The sequence below is a fragment of the Exiguobacterium sp. s78 genome, from assembly GCF_018618985.1.
In the GTDB taxonomy this organism is placed as follows: domain Bacteria; phylum Bacillota; class Bacilli; order Exiguobacteriales; family Exiguobacteriaceae; genus Exiguobacterium_A; species Exiguobacterium_A abrahamii.
The window spans coordinates 329,718-351,371 of the sequence record NZ_JACSNB010000001.1; the positions used below are offsets into that span (position 1 = coordinate 329,718).

The window sequence follows — 21,654 nt, forward strand, 5'->3', positions numbered from 1 at the left end:
TGTTACTATGTTATGGACTGCGTCCATCGTCTGTTTTATCGCCGCCTTACTGATCACACCCGTCGTGAAACGCTTTGCGATTGCAGTCGGTGCCGTTGACAGTCCGGACGCGCGAAAAGTACACGTCCGAATCATGCCGCGACTTGGCGGATTAGCGATCTATATCGCCTTCATGATCGGTTATTTCATCTTACAACCTTCGAGTCCGTATGCGACGCACATTTTAGTCGGTGGGTTCGTTATTATTTTGACCGGTGCACTGGATGATCGATTCCAACTCAATGCCCGTTTGAAGCTGATGGGGCAAATCGTTGCTGCCGTCATCGTCCTAAACGGTGGGATCCGGATCGAGTTCATCAATCTACCGTTTGACCAGCAGTTATATCTCGGATGGTGGAGTGTTCCGCTGACATTCCTTTGGGTCATCGGGATCACGAATGCCGTCAACTTGATTGATGGATTAGACGGATTAGCAGCGGGTGTCTCGAGTATCGTCTTGTTGACATTGATCAGTCTTGCCGTCATTCAAGGAAACGTCTACGTGACGATCGTCGCGATTCTCTTATTGATGAGTACGTTCGGTTTTCTGTTTCATAACTTCTACCCAGCGAAGATTTTCATGGGTGATACCGGTGCCTTGTTCCTCGGCTATATGCTCGGTGTGTTATCACTCCTTGGATTCAAGAACGTGACGTTGTTCTCGCTTGCCGTTCCGGTCATTTTGCTTGGGATCCCGATTTCCGACACGTTGTTTGCGATCGTTCGACGGGTATTGCAAGGAAAACCACCATTTGCGCCGGATAAGGCCCATCTGCATCACCGATTGCTTGATCTCGGCTTTACGATGCGCCAAGCCGTGCTCGTTATCTATGGACTCTGCGCCATCTTCGGGATGACGGCGATTTTATTCTCGCAGACGAATTCGATCGGTGCCCTCGTCTCACTCGTCATGTTATTGCTCGTTCTTGACATTCTCGTCGAGTCGCTCGGTTTGCTTGGCGAACGTTATCGACCATTGTTGAATTTGTTGGAACGTTTTACATCGAAATAACGTATATCAAAAAAGACCGCTCATCCGTGTGAGCGGTCTTTTTTCAGAAAGGGAGTGTTGGAATGAATCAATCATTGAATCAACGCATCGTCTATTTGGATGTGTTGCGTGGTTTTGCATTATGCGGGATTTTATTCGTCAACATGCCGAGTTTTCTCGGTGATCGACCGAATGCGATGATGGGGGAGATGGATCAATCGATTCGTCTCATTTTCGATCTCTTCATCCAGACGAAATTCTATACCCTGTTTAGTGTTCTTTTTGGAGCCGGTTTTTATCTGTTCATCAATCGGTTGCGACAACGTGGTCTACCGATGACGATCTTCGCAAGGCGGCTCGGAATTCTGCTCATCATTGGTCTTTTGCACCTGCTCGTCTGGCAGGGAGATATCTTACATACGTATGCGTTGACGGGCTTCATTTTGTTATTGTTCGCCAAAACAAAGCCGGTCACGAAACTCTTGTTTGCGATAGCATTTCAAATCTATGCCATTCTGCTCTATCTACTTATTTTCTTTGGGGCTCGTCAATTTGGCGACGCTCCCGTCGTCGAGCTGGATAAGACACTTCAGTCGTTCGTCGCATCGCGCGATCTTCTCGGATTTTTATCGCATCACGCGACAGTTCAATTACCGGAAGCCCTCATGAATTCCGGTGTCATTTGGCCAGAAATTCTATCCCTGTTCTTGATCGGAGCCTATTTGATGGAACGCTTCAGCGCAGCGCCCCCGACGAATCGTTTCCTGTGGTGGACGCTTGGAATTAGTTTACTACTGACACTTCCGTCATTCGCTGGAATCATGCAGGCGCATGCTGATGTACCAGACGGATCAATCAATCTATTTTACGTTTGGCTCTCAGGACGCACGCTTGCAATCACCTATGCTTGTGCCGTCGCGCTACTCGTTCGTGCTGGGCGCATGCAATGGTTTGCTGGACTGGGACGGATGGCATTGACGAATTATTTGATGCATACAGTCGTCTTTACCGTGTTCGTTTTCTTCAGTGGACAACATGGAACGACACCGTTATGGCAAGGACTGTTACTCGTTTTCCTACTTTTGATCGCACAAGGTATTGCTTCAAACAGATATCTCCAGTCTCATCCACAAGGTCCCATGGAGAAATTGTGGCGAAAAGGGACTTATGGAAAGAAAAACCGTTGAAGTTCACAGGAACTTAACATCTTTTGTGTAAAATGAAGGATGGAGGTGAAACATGCATCGTTTAATTGAAATCTTTCTTGTATCGTTTAAGCTCGGATTGACATCATTCGGCGGTCCGGTCGCCCATCTGGGATATTTTTATGAGGAGTATGTCAAACGGAAAAAATGGATTGATGAGAAAGCCTATGCTGACTTAGTTGCACTCTGTCAATTCCTACCGGGTCCCGCTTCGAGTCAGGTCGGAATGGGAATCGGTCTGATCCGTGGAGGTGTAGCAGGGGCGATCATTTCCTTCGTCGCCTTTACGTTGCCATCGAGTATCGCTTTGATTCTATTCGCGATTCTTGCGACACAATTCGATGTCGCGGAAGCCGGATTCATTCATGGCTTGAAACTCGTCGCTGTCGCAATCGTTGCTGACGCCGTCCTTGGCATGGGAATGAAACTTGCGACAGGCGTCAAACGGATGACGTTGATGCTCCTAGCGCTAGCAGGCGTACTCTTGATTGCACATCCACTGGCGCAAGTCGGTGTCTTGTTGCTCGCAGGTCTTCTTGCGTTCTTCTGGTTCAAAGAAGAGACGGAGACGGGTGGATCCTTGTCGATTCGCGTACCACGCCTACTTAGCATCTCAGCACTCGTCTTATTCTTCGTCTTACTTGCCGTCACACCGTTTCTCGCGCAATCTGCGACGGGAACCGTCCAACTGACGAGTATCATGTACAGTGCTGGTGCCCTTGTCTTTGGTGGCGGACATGTCGTCTTGCCATTCCTTGAGCAGACACTCGTACCTGGGCTGATGAACACGGATACGTTCCTTGCTGGTTACGCTGCTGCACAAGCGGTACCGGGACCACTCTTTACGTTCGCGACGTATCTCGGTACGATCGTCTCTGGTGTATCCGGCGGTCTTCTTGCGACGCTCGCCATCTTTCTGCCAGGATTCCTACTCGTCATCGGTGTTTTACCGTACTGGGATCGTATTCGCAAGAATCAAGCAGTCGGACGCATGTTGATCGGCGTCAATGCTGCCGTCGTTGGTATCTTGCTTGCCGCTCTTTATGATCCAATCTTTACGTCAAGCATCAAGAGTGGTCTTGATTTCTTGATTGCCTTCGGTTTGTTCTGTTTACTTCGTTTTTATAAACAGTCGCCGTTACGAATCGTGTTAATCGGAGCCGCTCTCGGATTTCTTTTCTTCTAAACAACAAAGAAGCAGTAGACCCGGTGTCTACTGCTTCTTTGTTGTTCCTAAAAGTCAGGTGCGTGTTAAAAAGACAAGTTCGATCCCGCTACGCCACTCGCGCCGGACTTCTGAAAAGCCGAAACGAGTATAGAGCGAAAGCGCTGGCAGATTACGTGCACCGGTCATGACGTGTCTTGTGTGATGTCGCTCCATCACGTGATGCAGCAAAGATTGTGCGATTCCTTGACGGAAGTATGGCGGATCCACGACGAGTCGAGTGATCGTCCCGTCATTAATCGTAACAGCACCAACAATGTCGTCATCAATGACGTAAACGAAACCGATCGGCGCTTCAACGTCGATCTCATCGATCGTTTCGCGTAAGGGCGGGAAATCAGTCGCATTGAGTAATGCGGCTTCTATCTGATAAGCGCGACGTTGTACTTCCAGTAGTGACGCATGATCAGTTGCTTGGAGTGAACGAATCATCTGCAGCCTCCGACGTGATGCTGTCTGTCGTCTCATCAATTGGCAAATTGAGTTGTTCCTTCAATGTCGTCTTCGCGTCAGCCAATGAAGTTTGATCAAGCTGGTAGTAATAGACCCCGTTAATTTTCGTGTCCGTTCCTTTAAGATCGATCCGGTTGATGGAACCGATTTTTTTGATGAACGGTTGCAGTTGGAACGCTTCCGTCAACGACATGTTCGTCCGGAAATTGTCTCCCGTCGCGTCCATCAGGGTATTTAGCTTGGTGATTGAACCGAACGATGTCGACTGATCAACGATGGCTTCGACGATCTGTTGTTGACGTTTTGTCCGACCAATATCTCCTTCAGGATCTTGATAACGCATTCGGGCATAGGCGAGTGCTTCCTCGCCGTTCAACGTCTGTTGACCCGGTTCCAATTTAACGCCATTGCGCTTATCGGATGAGTCGAGTGTATCGATCGGTAACTTGACATCGACATCGATGCCGCCTAATGCGTCGACGATCGCGACGACACCATTGAAGTTGATCGATGCATAATAATCGATTGGAATATCGAGCAACGTCTCGACCGTTTCAATCGTTGAATCGATGCCACCAAAGGCATAAGAGTGATTGATTTTATCCTCGTAACCGACAGAAGGGATCTCGACGAGTGAATCACGGGGAATGCTGACCATATCAACGGTTTGATCGTCCTTGTTGAATGTCGCGACAATCATTGTATCAGCACGGGATGAGGTGTCGCCAGGTCGTTCATCCGTCCCGACGAGCAGAACGGAAAAGTGATCTTTCGTCAAATCAATGGCTGCTTCTCGTTTCTCGGACTTGTCACCGCGCGCTAAATCGACATTCGCATCGTTTGCAGTCTGGAACGTCTTATACGCGACGTAAGCGAAGGTCGCACCTCCACCGACGAGCACGACCAGAAAACTGATCACGAACACCTTGAACCACGAACGTTTTTTCTTTATCTTTTTTTTATTACTGCGGGTTCGCTCTTCCACCTTTATTAACTCCTAACTTTAACTGAATTTTTAAAAAACTTTAAAATTCTTTACAATCAGTATAGCAGGTCAGGAAATAATGTCACGTTCGAGGTAACGAGTAGAGCCGCTTGACAAATTGGCTTGACCGTTCGTCATGTTTGTCATCCAGTCGAGAAAATCGGGGACATCGGCTGTCTTGACGAGGACGTCGATCTGGACTTGATCGAGGTAATGGATCTGATCAATCGGATGAACACTCGCTCGTAATTCGTTCTCAAGCTTTCCGAGCCATGTGTAGTCGACATTGACGGAAACGACGGTATGCTCGATTCGTTCGACGACACCGACTGCGTTCAATGCTTCAGAGACACTCGAACCATATGCGCGAATCAATCCACCACCACCGAGCTTGATACCGCCGAAATACCGTGTCACGACGACGACCGTATCGCGTAAGTCACGCTTCTTCAAGACTTCGAGCATCGGAACACCAGCTGTTCCGCTTGGTTCACCGTCATCATTCGCTTTTTGAATCTCATTACGCTCACCGATGACGTAGGCGGAGCAGTTATGGTTCGCATCGTGATGTTTTTTTTTCAGCTCGGAAATGAACGCCTGGGCTTGTTCTTCCGTCGTTGCGCGAGCTAAATAAGTGATGAATCGAGACTTTTGAATAATGATTTCGTGGAAACCGTTTTCTTTTACTGTATAATAATTAGATAATGTCATAATCAAAATGTCCTCCTCGTTAACTAGTTCTTTCTAGCATAACGACGTTCCAAGAGAGAGACAACCGTAGACGACTGGCAAGGAATGGAGGGAATACCATGACGAATGAGATGAGGGAGCGGCTATCCTTGAATGATATCGTACAGAACATCATCGGCGTCGTAGAAGAGAGTCGGGAAGAAATCGTCCGGATCACGGAAAGTTCTCGCGAACAATATGCCGAAATCCAGCAAGAACTGCGCGACCTGAAAATTCGGGTGCACGACTATATAAAAGAAGCAGAACGACTCGAACGCCATATCAAGGATGCAAAGGCGCGACTCGTCGTCGTCAGTAAGAACTTCGACAGCTACTCGGAACAGGATGTCCGGTCGGCCTACGAGACAGCGAACGCGTTACAACTCGAATCGTTCATCAATCAACGAGATGAGATGAATTGCCGAAAGCGCCGCGATGAGCTCGAACGCCGACTGATTCAGCTCGATGAGACGATTGAACGGGCAGATCAATTGATTGGACGTGTCTCGGTCGTCCTCAACTTCTTGACGGACGATATGCAGATGATGAATGAAAAATATGAAAAGGCGATGCAAAAACAGGAGATGGGTCTAAAAGTCTTCCAGTCCGCCGAAAATGAACGCCGCCGCTTGTCGCGCGACATGCACGATGGTCCGGCGCAGACGCTTGCCCACGTTTTGATCCGGGCTGATTTGATTGAAAAGATTCACCAGCATAATGGGGCAGAGGCAGCTTTTGAAGAGATTCACCGTTTACGGACGTTGATTCGGGATGGACTTGCCGATATCCGCCGTATCATATACGATTTACGTCCGATGACGCTTGACGATCTCGGATTCGTTCCGACGCTCGAACGCTATCTTCGACATATTCAAGAAATTTCGAATATTCCGGTTCACTTCAATTATCTAGGAGGCGGTGAACGGATCGATTCGACGTATGAAGTTGCTGTCTTCCGAATCGTCCAAGAAGCCGTCCAAAATGCAGTTAAGCATTCCAAAGCGAGTGACATTCGTATTATCATAGAACAATATCAACATTCCGTACGAATCCACGTGAAGGATAATGGCGTTGGATTTGATTTCGATTCCATCGTCGCATCATGCGACGAGTCATTCGGACTCGTTGGTATGCGTGAACGGATCGAATTGATCGATGGTGAATTCGATATCGAGACGCAGCCCGGAAAAGGTACGGTCATCAAGGTCAAGATTCCAATCGAGGAATCCGAAGCGAGAGGGGAAACACTGTGAACAACGAGCAAGTGAAAGTAGTCATCGTCGACGATCATCAGTTATTCCGCGAAGGCGTTAAACGAATTCTTGATTTCGAAGAAGAATTCGTCGTCGTAGCGGAAGGGGAAAGCGGAGCAGAAGTCATCTCGCTCGTCGAAACCCATCAACCGGATATCGTCTTAATGGATATCAACATGCCGCAAGTCAACGGTGTTGAAGCAACAAAACGTCTGATGGAAGTCTATCCGGACGTACGTGTCATTATCTTATCGATTCATGATGATGAGACGTATGTCATGCACGCCCTAGGTGCCGGTGCAGTCGGTTACCTCTTAAAGGAAATGGCAACGGACGAACTCGTCAATGCGATTCGTTCCGTGTACCGCGAAGGTGGATATGTCCACCCGAAAGTCACACCGAACTTATTGCAGGAATACCGTCGTTTGATGAAGATGAAACAAACGATGGCGTCACAACCTGTTGAAAAACGAGTCGCGGAAGCACCACTCCACGTCTTGACGCGTCGCGAATGTGAAGTCTTGCAATTGTTAGCGGACGGTTTCTCGAACCGTGCGATCAGTGATACGTTATACATCAGTGAAAAGACGGTCAAGAACCACGTTTCATCGATCCTCCGGAAGATGAATGTGCCGGACCGGACCGGTGCTGTCGTCGAATCCATCCGTCGTGGATGGGTCGTCGTTTAATATCTCGAAAGACAGGAGCTCCCGCTTCCGTCTTTCTTTTTTTATCCAATAAAAAATGCTACACTTAAAAGCGATTGTGGCGTGTCACATTTGGCAGCGTCACGACGGAACTATAAAAGCGAGGAAATTCACGGATGAGCCAGATTGTGATCTTAACGGATAGCACAGCCTATCTGCCAACTACCTATTGTGAAGAACATCAAGTGCACGTCGCACCACTTAGTGTCATCTTCGACGGTGACGCCTACCGGGAAGGGTTTGATATCTCGGTAGCGGAATTTTATGAACGCATCCAGACGGGCAGTCTCCCAACGACCTCACAACCGAACATCGGTGATCTCGTGTCGTCGTTCGAGCAGTTGCCAGAAGGAACGGATATCATTGGTATTACACTATCAAGTGGGATCAGCGGAACGTACCAAGCGTTACATACGATCAACATGATGGTGGATCATGTCAACGTCCATCCAGTCGATTCACGTATTTCCTGTATGCCGCAAGCGTTTCTCGTCCAAGAAGCCGTTCGTTTGCGAGATGCAGGAGCGACGGCAGAGACGATCGTCCAGCGTCTTGAGACGTTAAAGGAACAGATTCGTGCTTATTTCGTCGTCGACGATCTCGAACACCTCCAGCGTGGAGGACGTTTAAGTGTCGCGCAAGCATTCGTCGGCTCGTTCCTGAAAATCAAGCCGGTCCTTCATTTCGTTGATGGAAAAATCGTTCCGTTTGAAAAGATTCGAACGTTTAAGCGGGCAGTCAATCGGATTGAGGAAATGATGAAGGAAGATATTCGCGGTGACGGTACCGGTTATATCATCGGTGTCATCCATGCCGAGGATTCTGCGAAAGCAGAGGCAGAGATTGCTGAACTGAAGGCACTTTTCCCGCAGGCACGCATCGAGATGAGTGTTTTTGGACCCGTCATCGGTACACACCTCGGACCAGGGGCAATCGGTGTCACATGGTATCACGCAGCAGAATAAGATAAGAGCGGAAGCAGTAGGGATTCTCTTCATAAGGATACCTGCTGCTTTTGTTTTGTCAAAATCCTCAAAAATGATGGATGACTATATGGAAACACCTGTTGAAACCGTACCGTATGACGTTACCTCGAATTCAGCGAGTCAAAAGCTCAAGTTGAGTAGTGAAACGCTCACAAGGAGATGACGGACGTCCGCGAGAAAGAGACGAAACAGAAAAGGAGAGATGACGATGGATCTTCGAGGACGACTCGTACCTGTTGAATGGATCGACGCACCACAAGTGACATACCGATTCAGACCAGCCGTGACATGGCGTTGCCAACGATGTGGCGCGCTTCCAGTGCGAGGGGACTGTACATGTGGTAAAGCCTGTTATTATTGTCGGAAATGTCTTGCTTACGGCAAACTGCGAAGCTGTGGGCGACTCGTGACGGATCAGCGGGCGCTTGATCCGGTGACACCGGCACAACATGGACCATTGACGTTGACACCGGCACAACTACGCGTTGCTCAAGCGATCCAACAAACAGTTCTAACTAGCAAACGGCTTCTCGTCCATGCCGTATGTGGTGCCGGGAAAACACCGATGCTTTTCCCGGGGATCGCAGACGCTCTCGCTAGCGGACGCCGTGTGCTTGTCGCTGCACCACGGGCAGACGTCGTCCGGGAATTGACGGGACATTTGAAGCGGGCATTCGCTGACGCTTCCATCGTCTCCTTGTATGGTGGTTCATCGGACCGTCTTGAACTGGGTGACATCACGGTCAGTACGACACATCAATTGATTCATTACCGGAATTGTTTCGACGTCGTCTTTTTGGATGAGGTCGATGCGTTTCCGTACCGGCTCGACCGGACGTTACATCGATACGTCAAGCGCGCAATGACGAAAGATGCTGCACTGATTTTATTGAGCGCCACCCCTTCGTTTTGGCATCGACGGTTTCCGACGGTTCGGCTGATGCGACGCTATCATGGCTATCCGTTACCGGTCCCAAAGCTCGTCGTACCGTATAGCGAACAGATCGTGTTCGATTGGTTGGCGCGTCATAGCACTGTACCCCGGCTCGTCTTCGTCTCACGGATCGCGGAGCTCGAGCGATGGCAAAACCGATTCGCGACAGCGGGCTATGACGTCGAGACCGTCCATGCCGCAGACTCGGAACGAGTCGAGAAGGTCCAGCGTTTTCGACAGTCGACAGGAATCTTACTGACGACAACGATTCTTGAGCGGGGTGTGACGATCGAAAACGTTCAAGTCGCGATTCTGGATGCTGATCAAGGTTTCAGCACGGCAGCCCTGATTCAAATCAGCGGACGAGTCGGACGATCGGCGGCATACCCGGATGGTGACGTTTTATTTTGCGCCAATGACCGGAGTGATGCGATGTACGAAGCGATCCATCACATCAAGAAAGCGAACGCTGTGCAACCATGAATCGATGTCTATTCTGTCAAGAGGTCTATCTACCTAGTTGGGAACTCGGAAATCTCTGGACTAGGCAAGTGACCTGTCCGACCTGTAAAATAAAGTTTGTAAAAAGAGGGGAATGCGTCGATTGTGGAAAGCCGGGTCCAGTGTGCTGTTCGGACTGCGCAGAATGGCGAAAACAAGGGCTGACGCTCCAAACAGCACCTCTTTATCTATACAATGATGCAGCGAAGGAGTTCATGCATCGCTTCAAGTTTCTCGGTGATACTGCGTTGCTTGAGATGTTTACCGATGACTTGAAGAAGGTAAAAATCAAGCAAGCAGTTCTTGTGCCGATCCCGTTAAGCGCGGAACGTCTCTCAGACCGCCGTTTCAATCAAGCGGAGCTGATCGCACGTCGGATGCGTGGAAAGATCGCTCCGTGTTTAAGTCGTCTCGATGGTCCAGAACAAAGTAAGGCAGGACGACAAGCGCGACTTGCGCGTAACAATCCGTTTTGTGTAACGAGTGACGTCAAAGGAAAGAACATCGTACTTGTCGATGATGTCTATACGACAGGTGCAACGCTTCGCCAAGCGATGTTTCGACTCAAGGAAGCGGGAGCGAAAGAAATTTCTGCTGTAACTTTATTTCGAAGTGTTTAAGAAAGCAACATTCCTGCCGATACTCTATGTGAGGTGAAGGAAATGGATGTCATCAATTGTAAATCTTGCGGGAAGTTAGTCGTGCGTCAATCTTCAGAACTGTGTATTGATTGCATACGAAAGGATCATACGGATTTTGAGAAGGTACGCGAATTTCTGCGAGAACGACGAAAAATCCGGACTTCACCTAAAGATGTCGAGATCGGAACGGGTGTTAGTCGAGATACCGTCTTCCGTTACATCAAGGAAGGGCGCTTATTGATCTCCGAGATTTCCCAAATGGAAATCATGTGTGAGAGTTGCGGGAAGCCCTCCCGTGAAGGCACGATTTGTGCCGCATGTCGTGATCGTTTACGACGTGACCTCGCCCAGGCGATGCTTGACTCTTCTGACTCTTCGAAACCAAGGACGTATCGGACTTGAACTAAGAATCTTGTAGTCTAGAAAGCAGGTGTTCACATGCGAATTGATTCTACGAAATGGGTGAACATGCCCAAAACGTACGAAAGAACTCAATCAGTAGAAGGAACAAAAAACCAACGTACGAATCGTCCGGACGAAGTCAGTATCTCTACAGAAGCGCGTGCGCGTTTCAACGAGACACAGTCGTCACGGACTGAAAAGATTGAATCCCTCAAACAGGCGATCCAGGATGGAACCTATAAACCGGATGCGAAAAAAATCGCGGAACGTTTCTTGAACCTGTAAGTTGGACATCGTAGACAATGGAGGCGACTCGGGGCACGGATGCGCGGGTCGTTTTTTATATGAATGGAACCTTTTCAATTCGGAAGGAGAAACCGAATGCAACTCATCAATCAACTCAACGAGGCGCATGCTCATTTACTTGCGCTCGCAGAAGAAAAGAAGCAAGTCTTGATTGCAAATGACATGCGTCGTTTGTCTGAAATCGTCAAAGAAGAACCCGTACATATCAAACGAATCGAAGGACTAGAACAAGAGCGGCTCGCACTGATGGGGAGTGTGACGATGACGGAATGGATCGCGACGCATCCGGAAGATGTCGACTCACTCCGAACGTTGTTGCAGACGATCGGTCAATTGCGACAGCTCAACACACTAAACGCGGAGTTGCTAGAGCAATCCCTGCATTATTTGGATTGGCATCTCCAACTCTTAATTCCAGAAGCGGACGACTTCACATATGGACAGTCCGCACTGAACCAGACACACTTCAATCGAAACGCGTAAGGAGGAATACGGATGGGATCGACTTTCATGGGGCTTGAGACAGGACGTCGGGCATTAACGACGAACCAGTGGGCTCTGCAATCGACTGGAAATAACATTGCGAACGCCGGCACGGAAGGATTCTCTCGTCAGCGTCTCGTCATGGGAACAACGGAACAACTTTCGATTTCACTTGGATCTGGACGAAATGGACAAGTCGGAACCGGAGTCCGCGGAGAAATGCTCGAGCGAATTCGGGACGTCATGCTCGATAAGCAGTACCGGGATGAAGTGACGAAGGTGTCCTACTACGGTACGAAACAAGCGGCATTCGGACGGATGGAAGATATCATCAACGAACCGTCGGAAACGGGTCTTTCGAAAGCGTTCGACGGGTTCTGGGAATCCTTGCAGACTTTATCGACGAATCCGCAAGATTCAGGTGCACGCAGTGTCGTTCGTCAAAAAGCGGAGACTCTCACGCAGACCTTCAATTACATGGCGAAAGCAATCAATCAAGTCAAAGCGGACTTAAAGAGTGAAGTCGAGGTCTCGACGAAAAAAGTCAACGATCTCCTGCAAAAAATCCATAACATCAATACGGAAATCCACGTTGTCGAACCACTTGGTGCTTTACCAAACGCACTTTACGATGAACGAGATCGTTACTTCGATGAGCTTGCTCAATATGTCGATTTCGAAAAAGTGACAGTAGATGCTCAGGCAATCGAAACAGGACAGATGGGGAATGCGTTGCGTAATGCGGAAGGGCGCATTGACGTCAACATCAAGTTTCCGAACGGGGACAAGCTGCTTGCTGTCGACTCCGATTTACCGAAAGCGGGCACGCTGACGTTCACGACGAACGACCAGGGACTGTACACCGGCTTTAAGTCTGAGACACAAACCTATACGTTTGATCAGCTCGGTGGCTTCTCGACAGGACGTTTATCAGGACTAATTGAGATGTACGGACAAGAGCGAGACGGAAAAGCCGTCGGGGAATACGTCAAGATGGAAAGTCAACTCAATGAGATGGCAAAGACATTCGCGGATGCCTTTAACGCTGCGCATGCGACGAACTTGAAGAAAGATGGTACAGCGGGATCAAACGCCTTCTTCGCATCAACAAGCGGTGACATCACGGCAGCAACGATTTCCGTCGGTTCGGACATCAAGGCGAGCCTTGATAACATCGCGACGTCGACGGACGGCAACATCGGGGATAGTCAAGGGGCATTGAAACTGGCGAAGATGAAGACAGCGAGCATCGAATTCACGGAGTCGAAAACGACGACGACGATCGGCTCGTTCTATCAAAACGTCATCGGCGATATGGCGGTCTCGACCGATCAGGTCGGACGCCTGGGTAAGAGTGCTGCTGTCTTGATGGAAAGTGCGGATCAGCGCCGCATGTCGATGTCTGCCGTCTCGATCGATGAAGAGATGACGATGATGATTCAGTATCAACACGCTTATAATGCAGCAGCACGAAATATTACGACCGTCGATGAGATGCTTGATAAAATCATCAACGGTATGGGACTCGTAGGACGGTGATGAATAGATGAGAGTAACACAAACGATGTTGACGAAAACGAATATCGGGCACTTATCCTCAAGCTATCAGCGCTTGAGCACGCTTCAGGAACAATTGATCAGTGGGAAGAAGATTCAACGTCCGTCTGAGGATCCAGTCGTTGCGATGCAAGGCGTGCGTTACCGGACGGAAGTACGAGAAGTCGAACAGTTCAAGAAAAATGCCAGCGAAGCAACGGGCTGGATGGACTTGACGGATTCTGCCCTTAACGAAGTCACATCAGCGATGAGTCGGATTCGTGAGTTGACGACACAAGCGGCGACGGATACGTATGATGCAACGCAACGTAAAGCGATCCAGAGCGAAGTCGGTCAATTGATTGAACACATCGGAACGCTCGCGAATACGAAATACAATGAAAAAGGCATCTTCAACGGAACGAAGACGGATACGGCATTCGTCTCGATGGACGGATTGCGTGATTACTTAGCGAGTACAACTGGTCCTGTTGACGGTGTCTTCACGGATGGGGATCCGACAGGTAAGGAGACGGAATCCATCAATTATGAAGTTTCTTCTGGTATCGAAGTCCAAGTTAACATTTCACCACTCAGCGTCTTTGGACCGGAAACGTTCCAAACGTTGAAAAAAGTCTATGATGCACTCGGTACGAACGCTGATAACAACGGGGCTACCTTATCCGGGATGTTGAAAGATATCGATGAGATGGTCAATGGAACGGTCGAGACACGTGCAGATCTCGGAGCACGGGTCAACCGGATGGATTTGAACACATCACGGCTCGAGGACCAAGAAATCATCGCGAAGACGGTCATGTCGGATAACGAAGACATCGAGGCAGAAAAAGTCATCATGGAGCTGAAGTCATACGAGACGTTACACCGCGCAGCACTCAGCGCCGGGGCACGAATCATTCAGCCGACATTACTCGATTTCCTACGATAAGGGGTGAAGGCAGATGAATCTTCCGCATCTTGAAATACGTCAGACGGCGGCACGAATCGGGATGAACATCACGCGTCCGCAAATCGAGCAGAAGCAGACACCTGCCTCCCTGTCGATCGAACAACCACGTGGGGAACTATCGATTGAAACCGTCGCGGCACGCCTTGAGATCGATTCGACGCAAGCCTGGATCGAGATGGGGCGCGTTCCTGCGCTCGAATCCGTTCGGCAGTATGCTACTTATGGACGACAAAAAGGGCAGGAAGCTGTCGCGAAACGAGCCTCTGAAGGCGATCAACTGATGCGGATCGAGCAGGGCGGTGGAACTGTCGCGCGGATTGCGAAAGCCAATGATACACCACCTGCTGAAGTGACGACTCTCGGATTCATTCCGCGGAGCCTCGATCGAGTCAAGACGACCTATACACCGGCTGAGGTACGATTAAGTTATACCGCGAATCGTCCGAAAATCGATGTCGAAACGCATCGACCGGAACTGACTGTAAAAGAAGGTCAGGTCGACATTTATCTACAAGAACAAAATCAACTGAATATGTGGCCGGTTGGTGGCATATTCGATGGGGAAGGATAACGACATGCAGATCGAAACGGATTTTTTTGGAACCATTACGATTGACGAGACGGAAATCATCACCTTCGCGTCCGAATTACCAGGTTTTCCGGAAGCAAAACGATTCATCTTGCTCCCGTTCGGAGAAGGGGTCCCGTTCTGGTCGTTTCAATCGATTGATCAGCCGGAGTGTGCCTTCGTCGTGACGAACCCGTTCTGGATTGATCCGGAATATGTCTTCGAGTTACCGGAGGCAGCAAAAGAGCAACTCGGAATCGAGGATACGGCGCAAGTCGCCGTTTATACGACGGTCACATTACGGGATCCGTTCACGACGTCGACGACGAACTTACGAGCACCTTTCGTCATGGAGACGAAACAACGGCTCGCGAAACAAATCATCCTAGACGATTCATACACGAATCGTCATCTGATCGGTAGTCTGACGGAAGTAGGTGGTCGCTGATGCTCGTACTTAAACGAAAGACGGGAGAAGCGATTCAAATCGGTGACGACATCGAACTGACGATTCTTGCAATCGAAGGCGATCAAATCAAGATTGGTATCAAGGCGCCACGGCAAGTTGATATCCACCGGAAGGAAGTCTACTTGTCGATCCAAGAGGAGAATACGGAAGCGTCCCGTAGTACTGGATTGATTGGACAACTCTTGAAACAACAGGAAAAATGATTCCATTTGAATGTCATCGGAACGTATCTTTTTAATGAACGATGCGCTTTAAACGAGGACGAAAAGACTCCCTTTGCCCGAATGTGCTGCAAAGGGAGTCTTTCTTATCATGAAACAAATGCTGAAACGCGTTGAATCGTGTATAGTAATGAAGAGAAAAGAAACCTTTTGAGCCAAAGAGGGAGTTGTCAGGAATGAATGAGACGAAGCAGCTGAAAAAAGACGCGAACCGTGTATTAAAAGCGACGAGTCGCACCTTCTATATCCCGATTAGTCGACTATCGCAAGACTTACAGGAAGCGGTCGGTGCTGCTTATCTATGCATGCGTGCCATCGATGAGATTGAAGACCATGAGGACTTGGCGACGGACGTCAAGACGATGTTGCTTCGCGAGACAGCGTTATTGATGCGGGGCACGTTCTCCGCTACGACCTATCTCGAGTTGATTGCGCCCTACACGGCGCACCTACCGGAAGTGACACTCCGTCTACCGGAGTGGATCGCCTATTGTCCGGCCGCAATTCGTCCGAAGGTCCTCGATTCGACGGCGGAGATGGCAGAAGGGATGGCTGTCTGGGCAGAGCGTGACTGGACGGTCGAGACGGAAGCGGATCTTGACGAGTATACGTATTATGTCGCCGGACTCGTCGGTGTCATGTTATCCGACATCTGGTACTGGAAGGCTGGTATCGTCACTGATAAACAGCAAGCGATCGGATTTGGTCGTGGTTTACAAGCCGTCAACATCCTGCGTAACCAACAGGAGGATGCGGAGCGTGGTGTCGGTTACTTCCCACCTGGTTGGACGACGGATACGATGTTTGCTTATGCGCGCGAGAATCTCGCAGAAGCCGATGCTTACCTTGCGTCCATTCCGAAGGAGACGACGATTTATGAATTCTGTCACATTCCACTTGCACTCGCACATGGAACGCTGGATGCCCTTGCAAAAGGGAAAGAGAAACTCAGTCGTCCGGAAGTCTTGAAGATTGTCGGCGCTGCCGTACTAAAACGATAAGCACAAACAACAGCCGCTCGTTTCCGTCAAGGAAGCGAGCGGCTGTTCGTTTAACGTAATAAGTAAAGAGCTAGTCCGATTAGGGCAGAGCCGGTCCAAATCAAGGCTATCGTTCGTCCGTACGGTAAACGATAGCCGGCACGGCGGGAGACGAGCAGTCCGATTGTCATGACTATCAGTGCGACGAAAAAGGTCAGGAACAACGATAACTGTTGCATGTCAATCTCCTTTCATCAATGCAGATCTGACAAGTACGTCATGACTTTCTCTTCATATGCTTTCCGGTCGTGCGCATACGACTGGACGTGTCCACCATTTTCCGTCACGTAGAGCTCGGAGCGCGGTGCCGCCTTTTGAATCTTCATGCTTTCCGTGACCGGAATCGCATCGTCGTCCTTCCCGTGGATCAACAGGATCGGATACTCGATCCGTCGAACCGCTTCAATCGGTTTCACCCGTTCTGGATTGAGGCCTGTCAGAGGTGGCGTGATCTCCAGGATGATCGGGGTGAACGGGAAGTTCGGTAATCCGCTCCAGACAGGCAGATTCGTTGCGAGATAGTTCTCGAGATCGCTAAACGGGCTGTCGGCGATGACGCCGACGACGTCCGCCTTTGGAGCGGTCACGAGTGATGTTGCAGCGCCCATCGAGATACCGTAGAGGACGACTGGTTTTGAAGACCGTGACTTCGCGTAGCGAACGGCCGTCAGCAAATCATCTTGTTCCTTTGCACCGACTGTGACACGTTTTCCGTCCGATTCACCGGACCCGCGGAAATCAAATGTCAGGACGTTATAGCCCGCGTCGTGGAACTTCTTGAATAACGGGAAGATCGGAACATCTTCTTGCTCCCGGTTCTTGCCGTAACCGTGGGCGAAGACGACCGTCAGTTTTGCATCCTCACTTGGCATCCACCAGCCGGACAAACGTGTCCGGTCTTTATAGGAGCGGAAGGTGACGTCTTCATAGTCGAGTCCTTCCGCTTTCTTTGGTGTCGTCGTCAAGGCTTCTCGTTCCGGTTGCGTCAACGAGGAGCCGACATAACCGGAAATCCCGATGACGACGATGACAGCAAGCGTCACGATGACGATCACGCCACCGATGATTTTCTTACGATGTTTTTTCCACACCCGTGTTCCTTCCTTTCATTCGGTTAATGGATATCTTTTTTCTTGAAGCGACCGCCATGGACATCATGGATGTTGCCGATCGCAATGAAGGCTTGTTCATCGAAGTCACGGACGATGTCTTTGAGTTTTGATTCCTCGAGGCGACTGATGACGCAAAAGATGACTTTTTTACCGTCGCCGGTGAAGGCACCTTCTCCGTTTAAGTACGTCATGCTTCGACCTAGTCGATCCATGATTGCAAGACCGATCTCTTCGTAATTCTCCGAAATGATCCAGACACTCTTCGACTGATCGAGTCCGTCGATGACGACATCAATCGTCTTGAAGGCAACGAAATAGGTGATCAACGAGTACATCGCCCGGTCCCAACCGAAGACGAAGCCAGCGGCGCCGAGGATGAAGACGTTGAAGAACATGACGATCTCACCGACTGAAAACGGCGTTGAGCGGCTGAAGGAGACAGCAAGAATCTCGGTTCCGTCGAGTGATCCACTCGAGCGGATGACGATGCCAACGCCGATTCCAAGAATCAAGCCACCGAAGACGGTCGCGAGCAAATCCACGCTCGTCAGCGGACCGATGTGCTCGAGGAGTTTTGTTGCGATCGCCATGACGAAGATGGCATATAACGTCGACAGGGCGAACGTTTTTCCGATTTGTTTGTAGCCAAAGAAGATGAATGGGATGTTCAAGAAGAACAGCCATAAGGCGAGCGTCGTATCGGTCACTTTTGAGCCGATGATCGAGATCCCGACGATTCCACCATCGATGATGTTATTTGGAACAAGGAATCCTTTCAGTCCAAGCGCGAAGATGATGGCACCGATCGTCAGCATCAATAATCGTCGAAAGAGCTGACCTTTCGTAGAGCGGCGATGATGTTTCGTAGGTAGTGGTGACTGCATGCCATTCCTCCCTTCAGAAGTAAAACGCTTTACGATTACTATAACAAAAAAGCACGAAGACGTGTGTGAACGTCTTCGTGGAGAGATCAAGGGCGATAACGTAACGACTGGAAGAACCGCATGATCTGTTCCGCTTCTGTCGGATTCGTGTATTCGCCGATATATTGTTCATCTTCCTGTCCGGTGATCGTCACCGTACACGTGACGAGTTGTAATCCTTCACTTAAGCGAACCTCAAACGTCGCATCCGACAACGGTAACGGTGTCTTCGTTGAAAAGTAGAGCGCCCGCGTACTCGTCTGATGGGCTTCGATGTCCGAAAAAGGAAGTTCGAATGGTCGTTCATGATGCGTTAACATGCGAACCTTTCCTGAGACAGAGAAGCGAGGAACCGTATCGCTCGACAAGGAACAGGCTTCGATCGGATACAAGATCTCGCGCAAGAGGAACGATTCCATGACGTCCGCTGGCACCGGGCGACTAAACAGGTAGCCTTGGATACTCGGACAATTGAGCGTCCGGAACGTATCGAGCTGACGAAGTGTCTCGATGCCTTCTGCGACGACCGTTAGATTGAACTCACCTGCCATGTAGAGAATACTTTTGACGATCGCTTGGGCTTTGGCGTCATCCGTGATGTGGGTTGCGAACTGTCGATCAATCTTGATGACGTTGATCGGATACCGTTGCAGATAGACCATCGAGGAATAGCCTTTCCCGAAGTCGTCGAGTGCGATCCGAACGCCGATCCGACTGACGTATTCAAGCGTCCGACTCGTCATCGGGTCATCCATGATCAAGGCCGCTTCCGTGATTTCGAGTTCAAGTAATTCAGGTGCGAGCTGATACGTCGATAGCATCCGCTCGATATGATGTTCAAAACCAGGAATCAAGAATCGTTTTGGTGAGACGTTGACGGAAATCGGAACGAGCTCTGCGCCTGTTGCTTTCCAGTGTTGCATCGAACGACACGCCGTCTCGACGACCCAGTCCCCGATTGCGACATGTAAGGCACTCTCTTCAGCAAGCGGAATGAAATCGTTCGGGGGAATGCGTCCCCATTCCGGGTGTTGCCAGCGAATCAATGCCTCGAGACCGACGATTTTTCCGGTCCAGCTATCGACTTTCGGCTGATATTCGAGGAACAGTTGATTACGCTCAATCGCATAATGCAAGTCCTGCTCAAGACGATAGCGTCGGTAGTAATCGATATCAAGATTCGATGCGTAGTGGTGCATCGCGCTGTGGTTTTCACGACGTGAGCGACGTAAGGCGGTATAGGAATGCTTCAATAATTCGACAGCGTCCGTACTGTCTTCCGGATATCGGCTGACCCCGACCGAGATTCGCGCGAACAAGGCATACGGTTCGATCGAGATCGGTGTTTCCGATAAGTCGAGTAGTGCCTCAGCACATGTCGTCACGTCCTGTTTATAGCTCGTCGGTACGAGCAAGGCGTACTCATCGCCACCAAGGTGCCCGAGAAACGTCTCGTCCGGTTTTGTTTGTTGTAATAAGGCTGCCGTTCCTTGTAGCCACTGATCACCGGAACCGTGTCCGAAGGCGTTGTTGATCTCAGAGATCCGGTTGAAGGAGACAGTGAGGACGAAGAACGATTGATTCTTTTCTTGCCACGCGTCAATCGTCTCGATGAGTGCTTGCCGATTCGGCAGATGTGTCACGGCGTCACGCAAAGCAAGCTGCCTTAATTGTTCCTCGTACGCTTTTTGAAGCGTGATGTCATGCATGATGCTATTTGTGTAAGCAATCGTGCCGTCTAGTTGGAAGACCGGGATCTGTTGGTCCTCGATCCATTTGACGCGACCATCCGGGAAGTGAAGACGATACTGGATCGTACCCGCCTGACCGTCGACTAACCGTCTAATGAACTGTTTCATCGCCGCGTGATCACGGACGTCCAACCGTTCAAACAACCACTCACGACTAAGAATTAAATCCTGCGGCAATTCTTCAAAGATGTGCAGGAAACCTTGTGAGTGAAAGAGGATTCGTCCCGAGAACAAGTCGATTTGTGAGATCGCGGCATTAACGGCTTCGTAGATTTCACGTGCCTGTGCCCGTTCCGTGACGAGTTGACGTCGCGCTTCGTCGACTTCCGATAAATCATAGAGGACGACCGATAGATGATCTGGATGATGTGGACGATGAAAGGCTTTCAAGCGCAACAGCTGATAGGTATCGTCAGCGGTCAACAGGGAGACTTCCATTTCAAAACGTTCCTTTTCACCCGCAATCAAACGTTCCATCTCGAACCGGAGCGGATCGAAGTCACGTGGATGAATCCGACTAAATAACTGTCCTTGGTCAAGCGTCGTCGCGTTGACTTCTGAAAGACCTAAAAAATGCAATAAAGCGGGAGAAAACTCGATTGTTTGTGTGTTGACGTCGAAGTGAAAGACGACGAGTTCCGGAATCTGTTCCGTCAGTTCAAGTTGAGAACGAATCGACGAGACATCTTCTTCGAGTTGTTTTTCACGTGTGATATCGCGTGCGACTCCGTAGACACCGATGACTTGTCCGTCTTGTTCGACTGGCATGTTCGTGATCTTTAATGTGACCCGGTGTTGGTCAGCATGAAGTCCTTGCGCCGTATAATGAACGGTCTCACCGTTTAAGGCACGCGTGAAAAAGGCAGTCACCGCTTCAATCTGATCAGGCGGATTGAACACAGCGAAATGCTCATAGAGCGTCTCAGCGGAATAGCCGAGCATGTCTGGTAACTGTTCATTGAAATAGATGATCGTTCCAGAGGCATCGAATAAAAAGATTGCATCTGTCTGTTGCTGAAAGAAGGCTTCCGCCGTTTCCGGACGGGACACTTCCAGTCCACCGATATAGAGTGGGGCTGTGTCGGATTGACGAATCCGATTCATCGCTTCATGAAAAGCCATCCACGTCACCTCCTTACAATACTAGCGTTCTCTTTACTAGTATCGGGTGTAGGAAATGGAAATTGCAACCTTCGTTCAAGGAATAGACTTATTTTTCAAAAA

At 49.6% G+C, this 21,654-nt stretch carries 24 protein-coding genes; 17 read left to right on the forward strand and 7 right to left on the reverse strand.

The window, feature by feature from the left end; genetic code table 11:
* The first annotated feature begins 7 nt into the window (after window positions 1–7).
* From KNQ18_RS01580 to chrA, 3 genes are all read left to right on the forward strand, one after another.
* On the forward strand, window positions 8–1,051 hold the full coding sequence (locus KNQ18_RS01580; protein WP_029342543.1) for a glycosyltransferase family 4 protein: 1,044 nt from the start codon (window positions 8–10) through the stop codon (window positions 1,049–1,051).
* 62 nt (window positions 1,052–1,113) lie between these two features.
* Window positions 1,114–2,217: a DUF418 domain-containing protein gene (locus KNQ18_RS01585; RefSeq protein WP_215083657.1), complete on the forward strand. Its 1,104-nt coding sequence runs from the start codon at window positions 1,114–1,116 to the stop codon at window positions 2,215–2,217.
* A 52-nt stretch (window positions 2,218–2,269) separates the two neighbouring features.
* Window positions 2,270–3,421: a chromate efflux transporter gene (gene chrA / locus KNQ18_RS01590; protein ID WP_215083659.1), complete on the forward strand. Its 1,152-nt coding sequence runs from the start codon at window positions 2,270–2,272 to the stop codon at window positions 3,419–3,421.
* 54 nt (window positions 3,422–3,475) lie between these two features.
* Here the strand turns inward: chrA and KNQ18_RS01595 are convergent, their stop codons facing one another.
* The 3 genes from KNQ18_RS01595 to KNQ18_RS01605 all read right to left on the reverse strand — a co-directional run bounded on the left by KNQ18_RS01595 (window position 3,476) and on the right by KNQ18_RS01605 (window position 5,609).
* Window positions 3,476–3,892, reverse strand: coding sequence for a GNAT family N-acetyltransferase (locus KNQ18_RS01595; protein ID WP_214723950.1), 417 nt, complete (start codon window positions 3,890–3,892; stop codon window positions 3,476–3,478).
* A complete protein-coding gene (locus KNQ18_RS01600) occupies window positions 3,867–4,898 on the reverse strand; it encodes an LCP family protein (protein ID WP_214723948.1) in 1,032 nt (343 codons plus the stop codon). Before KNQ18_RS01600 ends, KNQ18_RS01595 begins: the two co-directional genes overlap by 26 nt.
* Window positions 4,899–4,967: 69 nt before the next feature.
* On the reverse strand, window positions 4,968–5,609 hold the full coding sequence (locus KNQ18_RS01605; RefSeq protein WP_050678738.1) for a YigZ family protein: 642 nt from the start codon (window positions 5,607–5,609) through the stop codon (window positions 4,968–4,970).
* Between the two features lie 98 nt (window positions 5,610–5,707).
* Between KNQ18_RS01605 and KNQ18_RS01610 the strand changes: the two genes are divergently transcribed.
* The 14 genes from KNQ18_RS01610 (at window position 5,708) to KNQ18_RS01675 (ending at window position 16,605) form a co-directional block, all read left to right on the forward strand.
* On the forward strand, window positions 5,708–6,880 hold the full coding sequence (locus KNQ18_RS01610; protein WP_029342538.1) for a sensor histidine kinase: 1,173 nt from the start codon (window positions 5,708–5,710) through the stop codon (window positions 6,878–6,880).
* A complete protein-coding gene (locus KNQ18_RS01615; protein ID WP_029342537.1) occupies window positions 6,877–7,569 on the forward strand; it encodes a response regulator in 693 nt (230 codons plus the stop codon). The genes KNQ18_RS01610 and KNQ18_RS01615 overlap by 4 nt, the downstream gene beginning before the upstream one ends.
* 134 nt (window positions 7,570–7,703) lie before the next feature.
* Window positions 7,704–8,552: a DegV family protein gene (locus KNQ18_RS01620; protein WP_215083661.1), complete on the forward strand. Its 849-nt coding sequence runs from the start codon at window positions 7,704–7,706 to the stop codon at window positions 8,550–8,552.
* Between the two features lie 229 nt (window positions 8,553–8,781).
* A complete protein-coding gene (locus tag KNQ18_RS01625) occupies window positions 8,782–9,990 on the forward strand; it encodes a helicase-related protein (protein WP_215083663.1) in 1,209 nt (402 codons plus the stop codon).
* A gap of 233 nt (window positions 9,991–10,223) precedes the next feature.
* Window positions 10,224–10,628, forward strand: a complete 405-nt coding sequence (locus tag KNQ18_RS17220) for a ComF family protein (RefSeq protein WP_251133283.1) — start codon at window positions 10,224–10,226, stop codon at window positions 10,626–10,628.
* 42 nt (window positions 10,629–10,670) lie between these two features.
* The gene (locus KNQ18_RS01635; protein ID WP_029342533.1) at window positions 10,671–11,051 is read left to right on the forward strand and encodes a hypothetical protein; all 381 of its coding nucleotides are present in this window, start codon (window positions 10,671–10,673) and stop codon (window positions 11,049–11,051) included.
* A 36-nt stretch (window positions 11,052–11,087) separates the two neighbouring features.
* Window positions 11,088–11,336: a flagellar biosynthesis anti-sigma factor FlgM gene (gene flgM / locus KNQ18_RS01640; RefSeq protein ID WP_047393186.1), complete on the forward strand. Its 249-nt coding sequence runs from the start codon at window positions 11,088–11,090 to the stop codon at window positions 11,334–11,336.
* Window positions 11,337–11,432: 96 nt separating this feature from the next.
* Window positions 11,433–11,840 (forward strand): flagellar protein FlgN, encoded by a 408-nt coding sequence (locus tag KNQ18_RS01645; protein WP_058705005.1) that lies wholly within the window; start codon window positions 11,433–11,435, stop codon window positions 11,838–11,840.
* Window positions 11,841–11,852: 12 nt separating this feature from the next.
* Window positions 11,853–13,379 carry a flagellar hook-associated protein FlgK gene (gene flgK, locus KNQ18_RS01650; protein ID WP_215083665.1) on the forward strand — a complete coding sequence of 509 codons (1,527 nt, stop codon included), beginning with the start codon at window positions 11,853–11,855 and terminating at the stop codon, window positions 13,377–13,379.
* 7 nt (window positions 13,380–13,386) lie between these two features.
* On the forward strand, window positions 13,387–14,325 hold the full coding sequence (flgL, locus tag KNQ18_RS01655; RefSeq protein ID WP_029342530.1) for a flagellar hook-associated protein FlgL: 939 nt from the start codon (window positions 13,387–13,389) through the stop codon (window positions 14,323–14,325).
* A gap of 13 nt (window positions 14,326–14,338) precedes the next feature.
* Entirely contained in the window at window positions 14,339–14,917 is a 579-nt protein-coding gene (locus KNQ18_RS01660) for a DUF6470 family protein (protein WP_047393197.1), read from the forward strand.
* A gap of 4 nt (window positions 14,918–14,921) precedes the next feature.
* A complete protein-coding gene (gene fliW / locus KNQ18_RS01665) occupies window positions 14,922–15,362 on the forward strand; it encodes a flagellar assembly protein FliW (protein WP_244290058.1) in 441 nt (146 codons plus the stop codon).
* A complete protein-coding gene (gene csrA, locus KNQ18_RS01670) occupies window positions 15,362–15,586 on the forward strand; it encodes a carbon storage regulator CsrA (protein WP_029342527.1) in 225 nt (74 codons plus the stop codon). Before fliW ends, csrA begins: the two co-directional genes overlap by 1 nt.
* A gap of 194 nt (window positions 15,587–15,780) precedes the next feature.
* The gene (locus KNQ18_RS01675; RefSeq protein ID WP_029342526.1) at window positions 15,781–16,605 is read left to right on the forward strand and encodes a squalene/phytoene synthase family protein; all 825 of its coding nucleotides are present in this window, start codon (window positions 15,781–15,783) and stop codon (window positions 16,603–16,605) included.
* A gap of 50 nt (window positions 16,606–16,655) precedes the next feature.
* Here the strand turns inward: KNQ18_RS01675 and KNQ18_RS01680 are convergent, their stop codons facing one another.
* The 4 genes from KNQ18_RS01680 to KNQ18_RS01695 form a co-directional block, all read right to left on the reverse strand.
* Entirely contained in the window at window positions 16,656–16,823 is a 168-nt protein-coding gene (locus KNQ18_RS01680; RefSeq protein ID WP_167507589.1) for a hypothetical protein, read from the reverse strand.
* Window positions 16,824–16,838: 15 nt separating this feature from the next.
* Window positions 16,839–17,735 (reverse strand): alpha/beta hydrolase, encoded by an 897-nt coding sequence (locus tag KNQ18_RS01685; RefSeq protein ID WP_149427790.1) that lies wholly within the window; start codon window positions 17,733–17,735, stop codon window positions 16,839–16,841.
* A gap of 23 nt (window positions 17,736–17,758) precedes the next feature.
* Window positions 17,759–18,640: a YitT family protein gene (locus tag KNQ18_RS01690; protein ID WP_035410093.1), complete on the reverse strand. Its 882-nt coding sequence runs from the start codon at window positions 18,638–18,640 to the stop codon at window positions 17,759–17,761.
* 86 nt (window positions 18,641–18,726) lie between these two features.
* Window positions 18,727–21,552, reverse strand: coding sequence for a sensor domain-containing protein (locus KNQ18_RS01695; protein ID WP_215083666.1), 2,826 nt, complete (start codon window positions 21,550–21,552; stop codon window positions 18,727–18,729).
* Window positions 21,553–21,654: the final 102 nt, after the last annotated feature.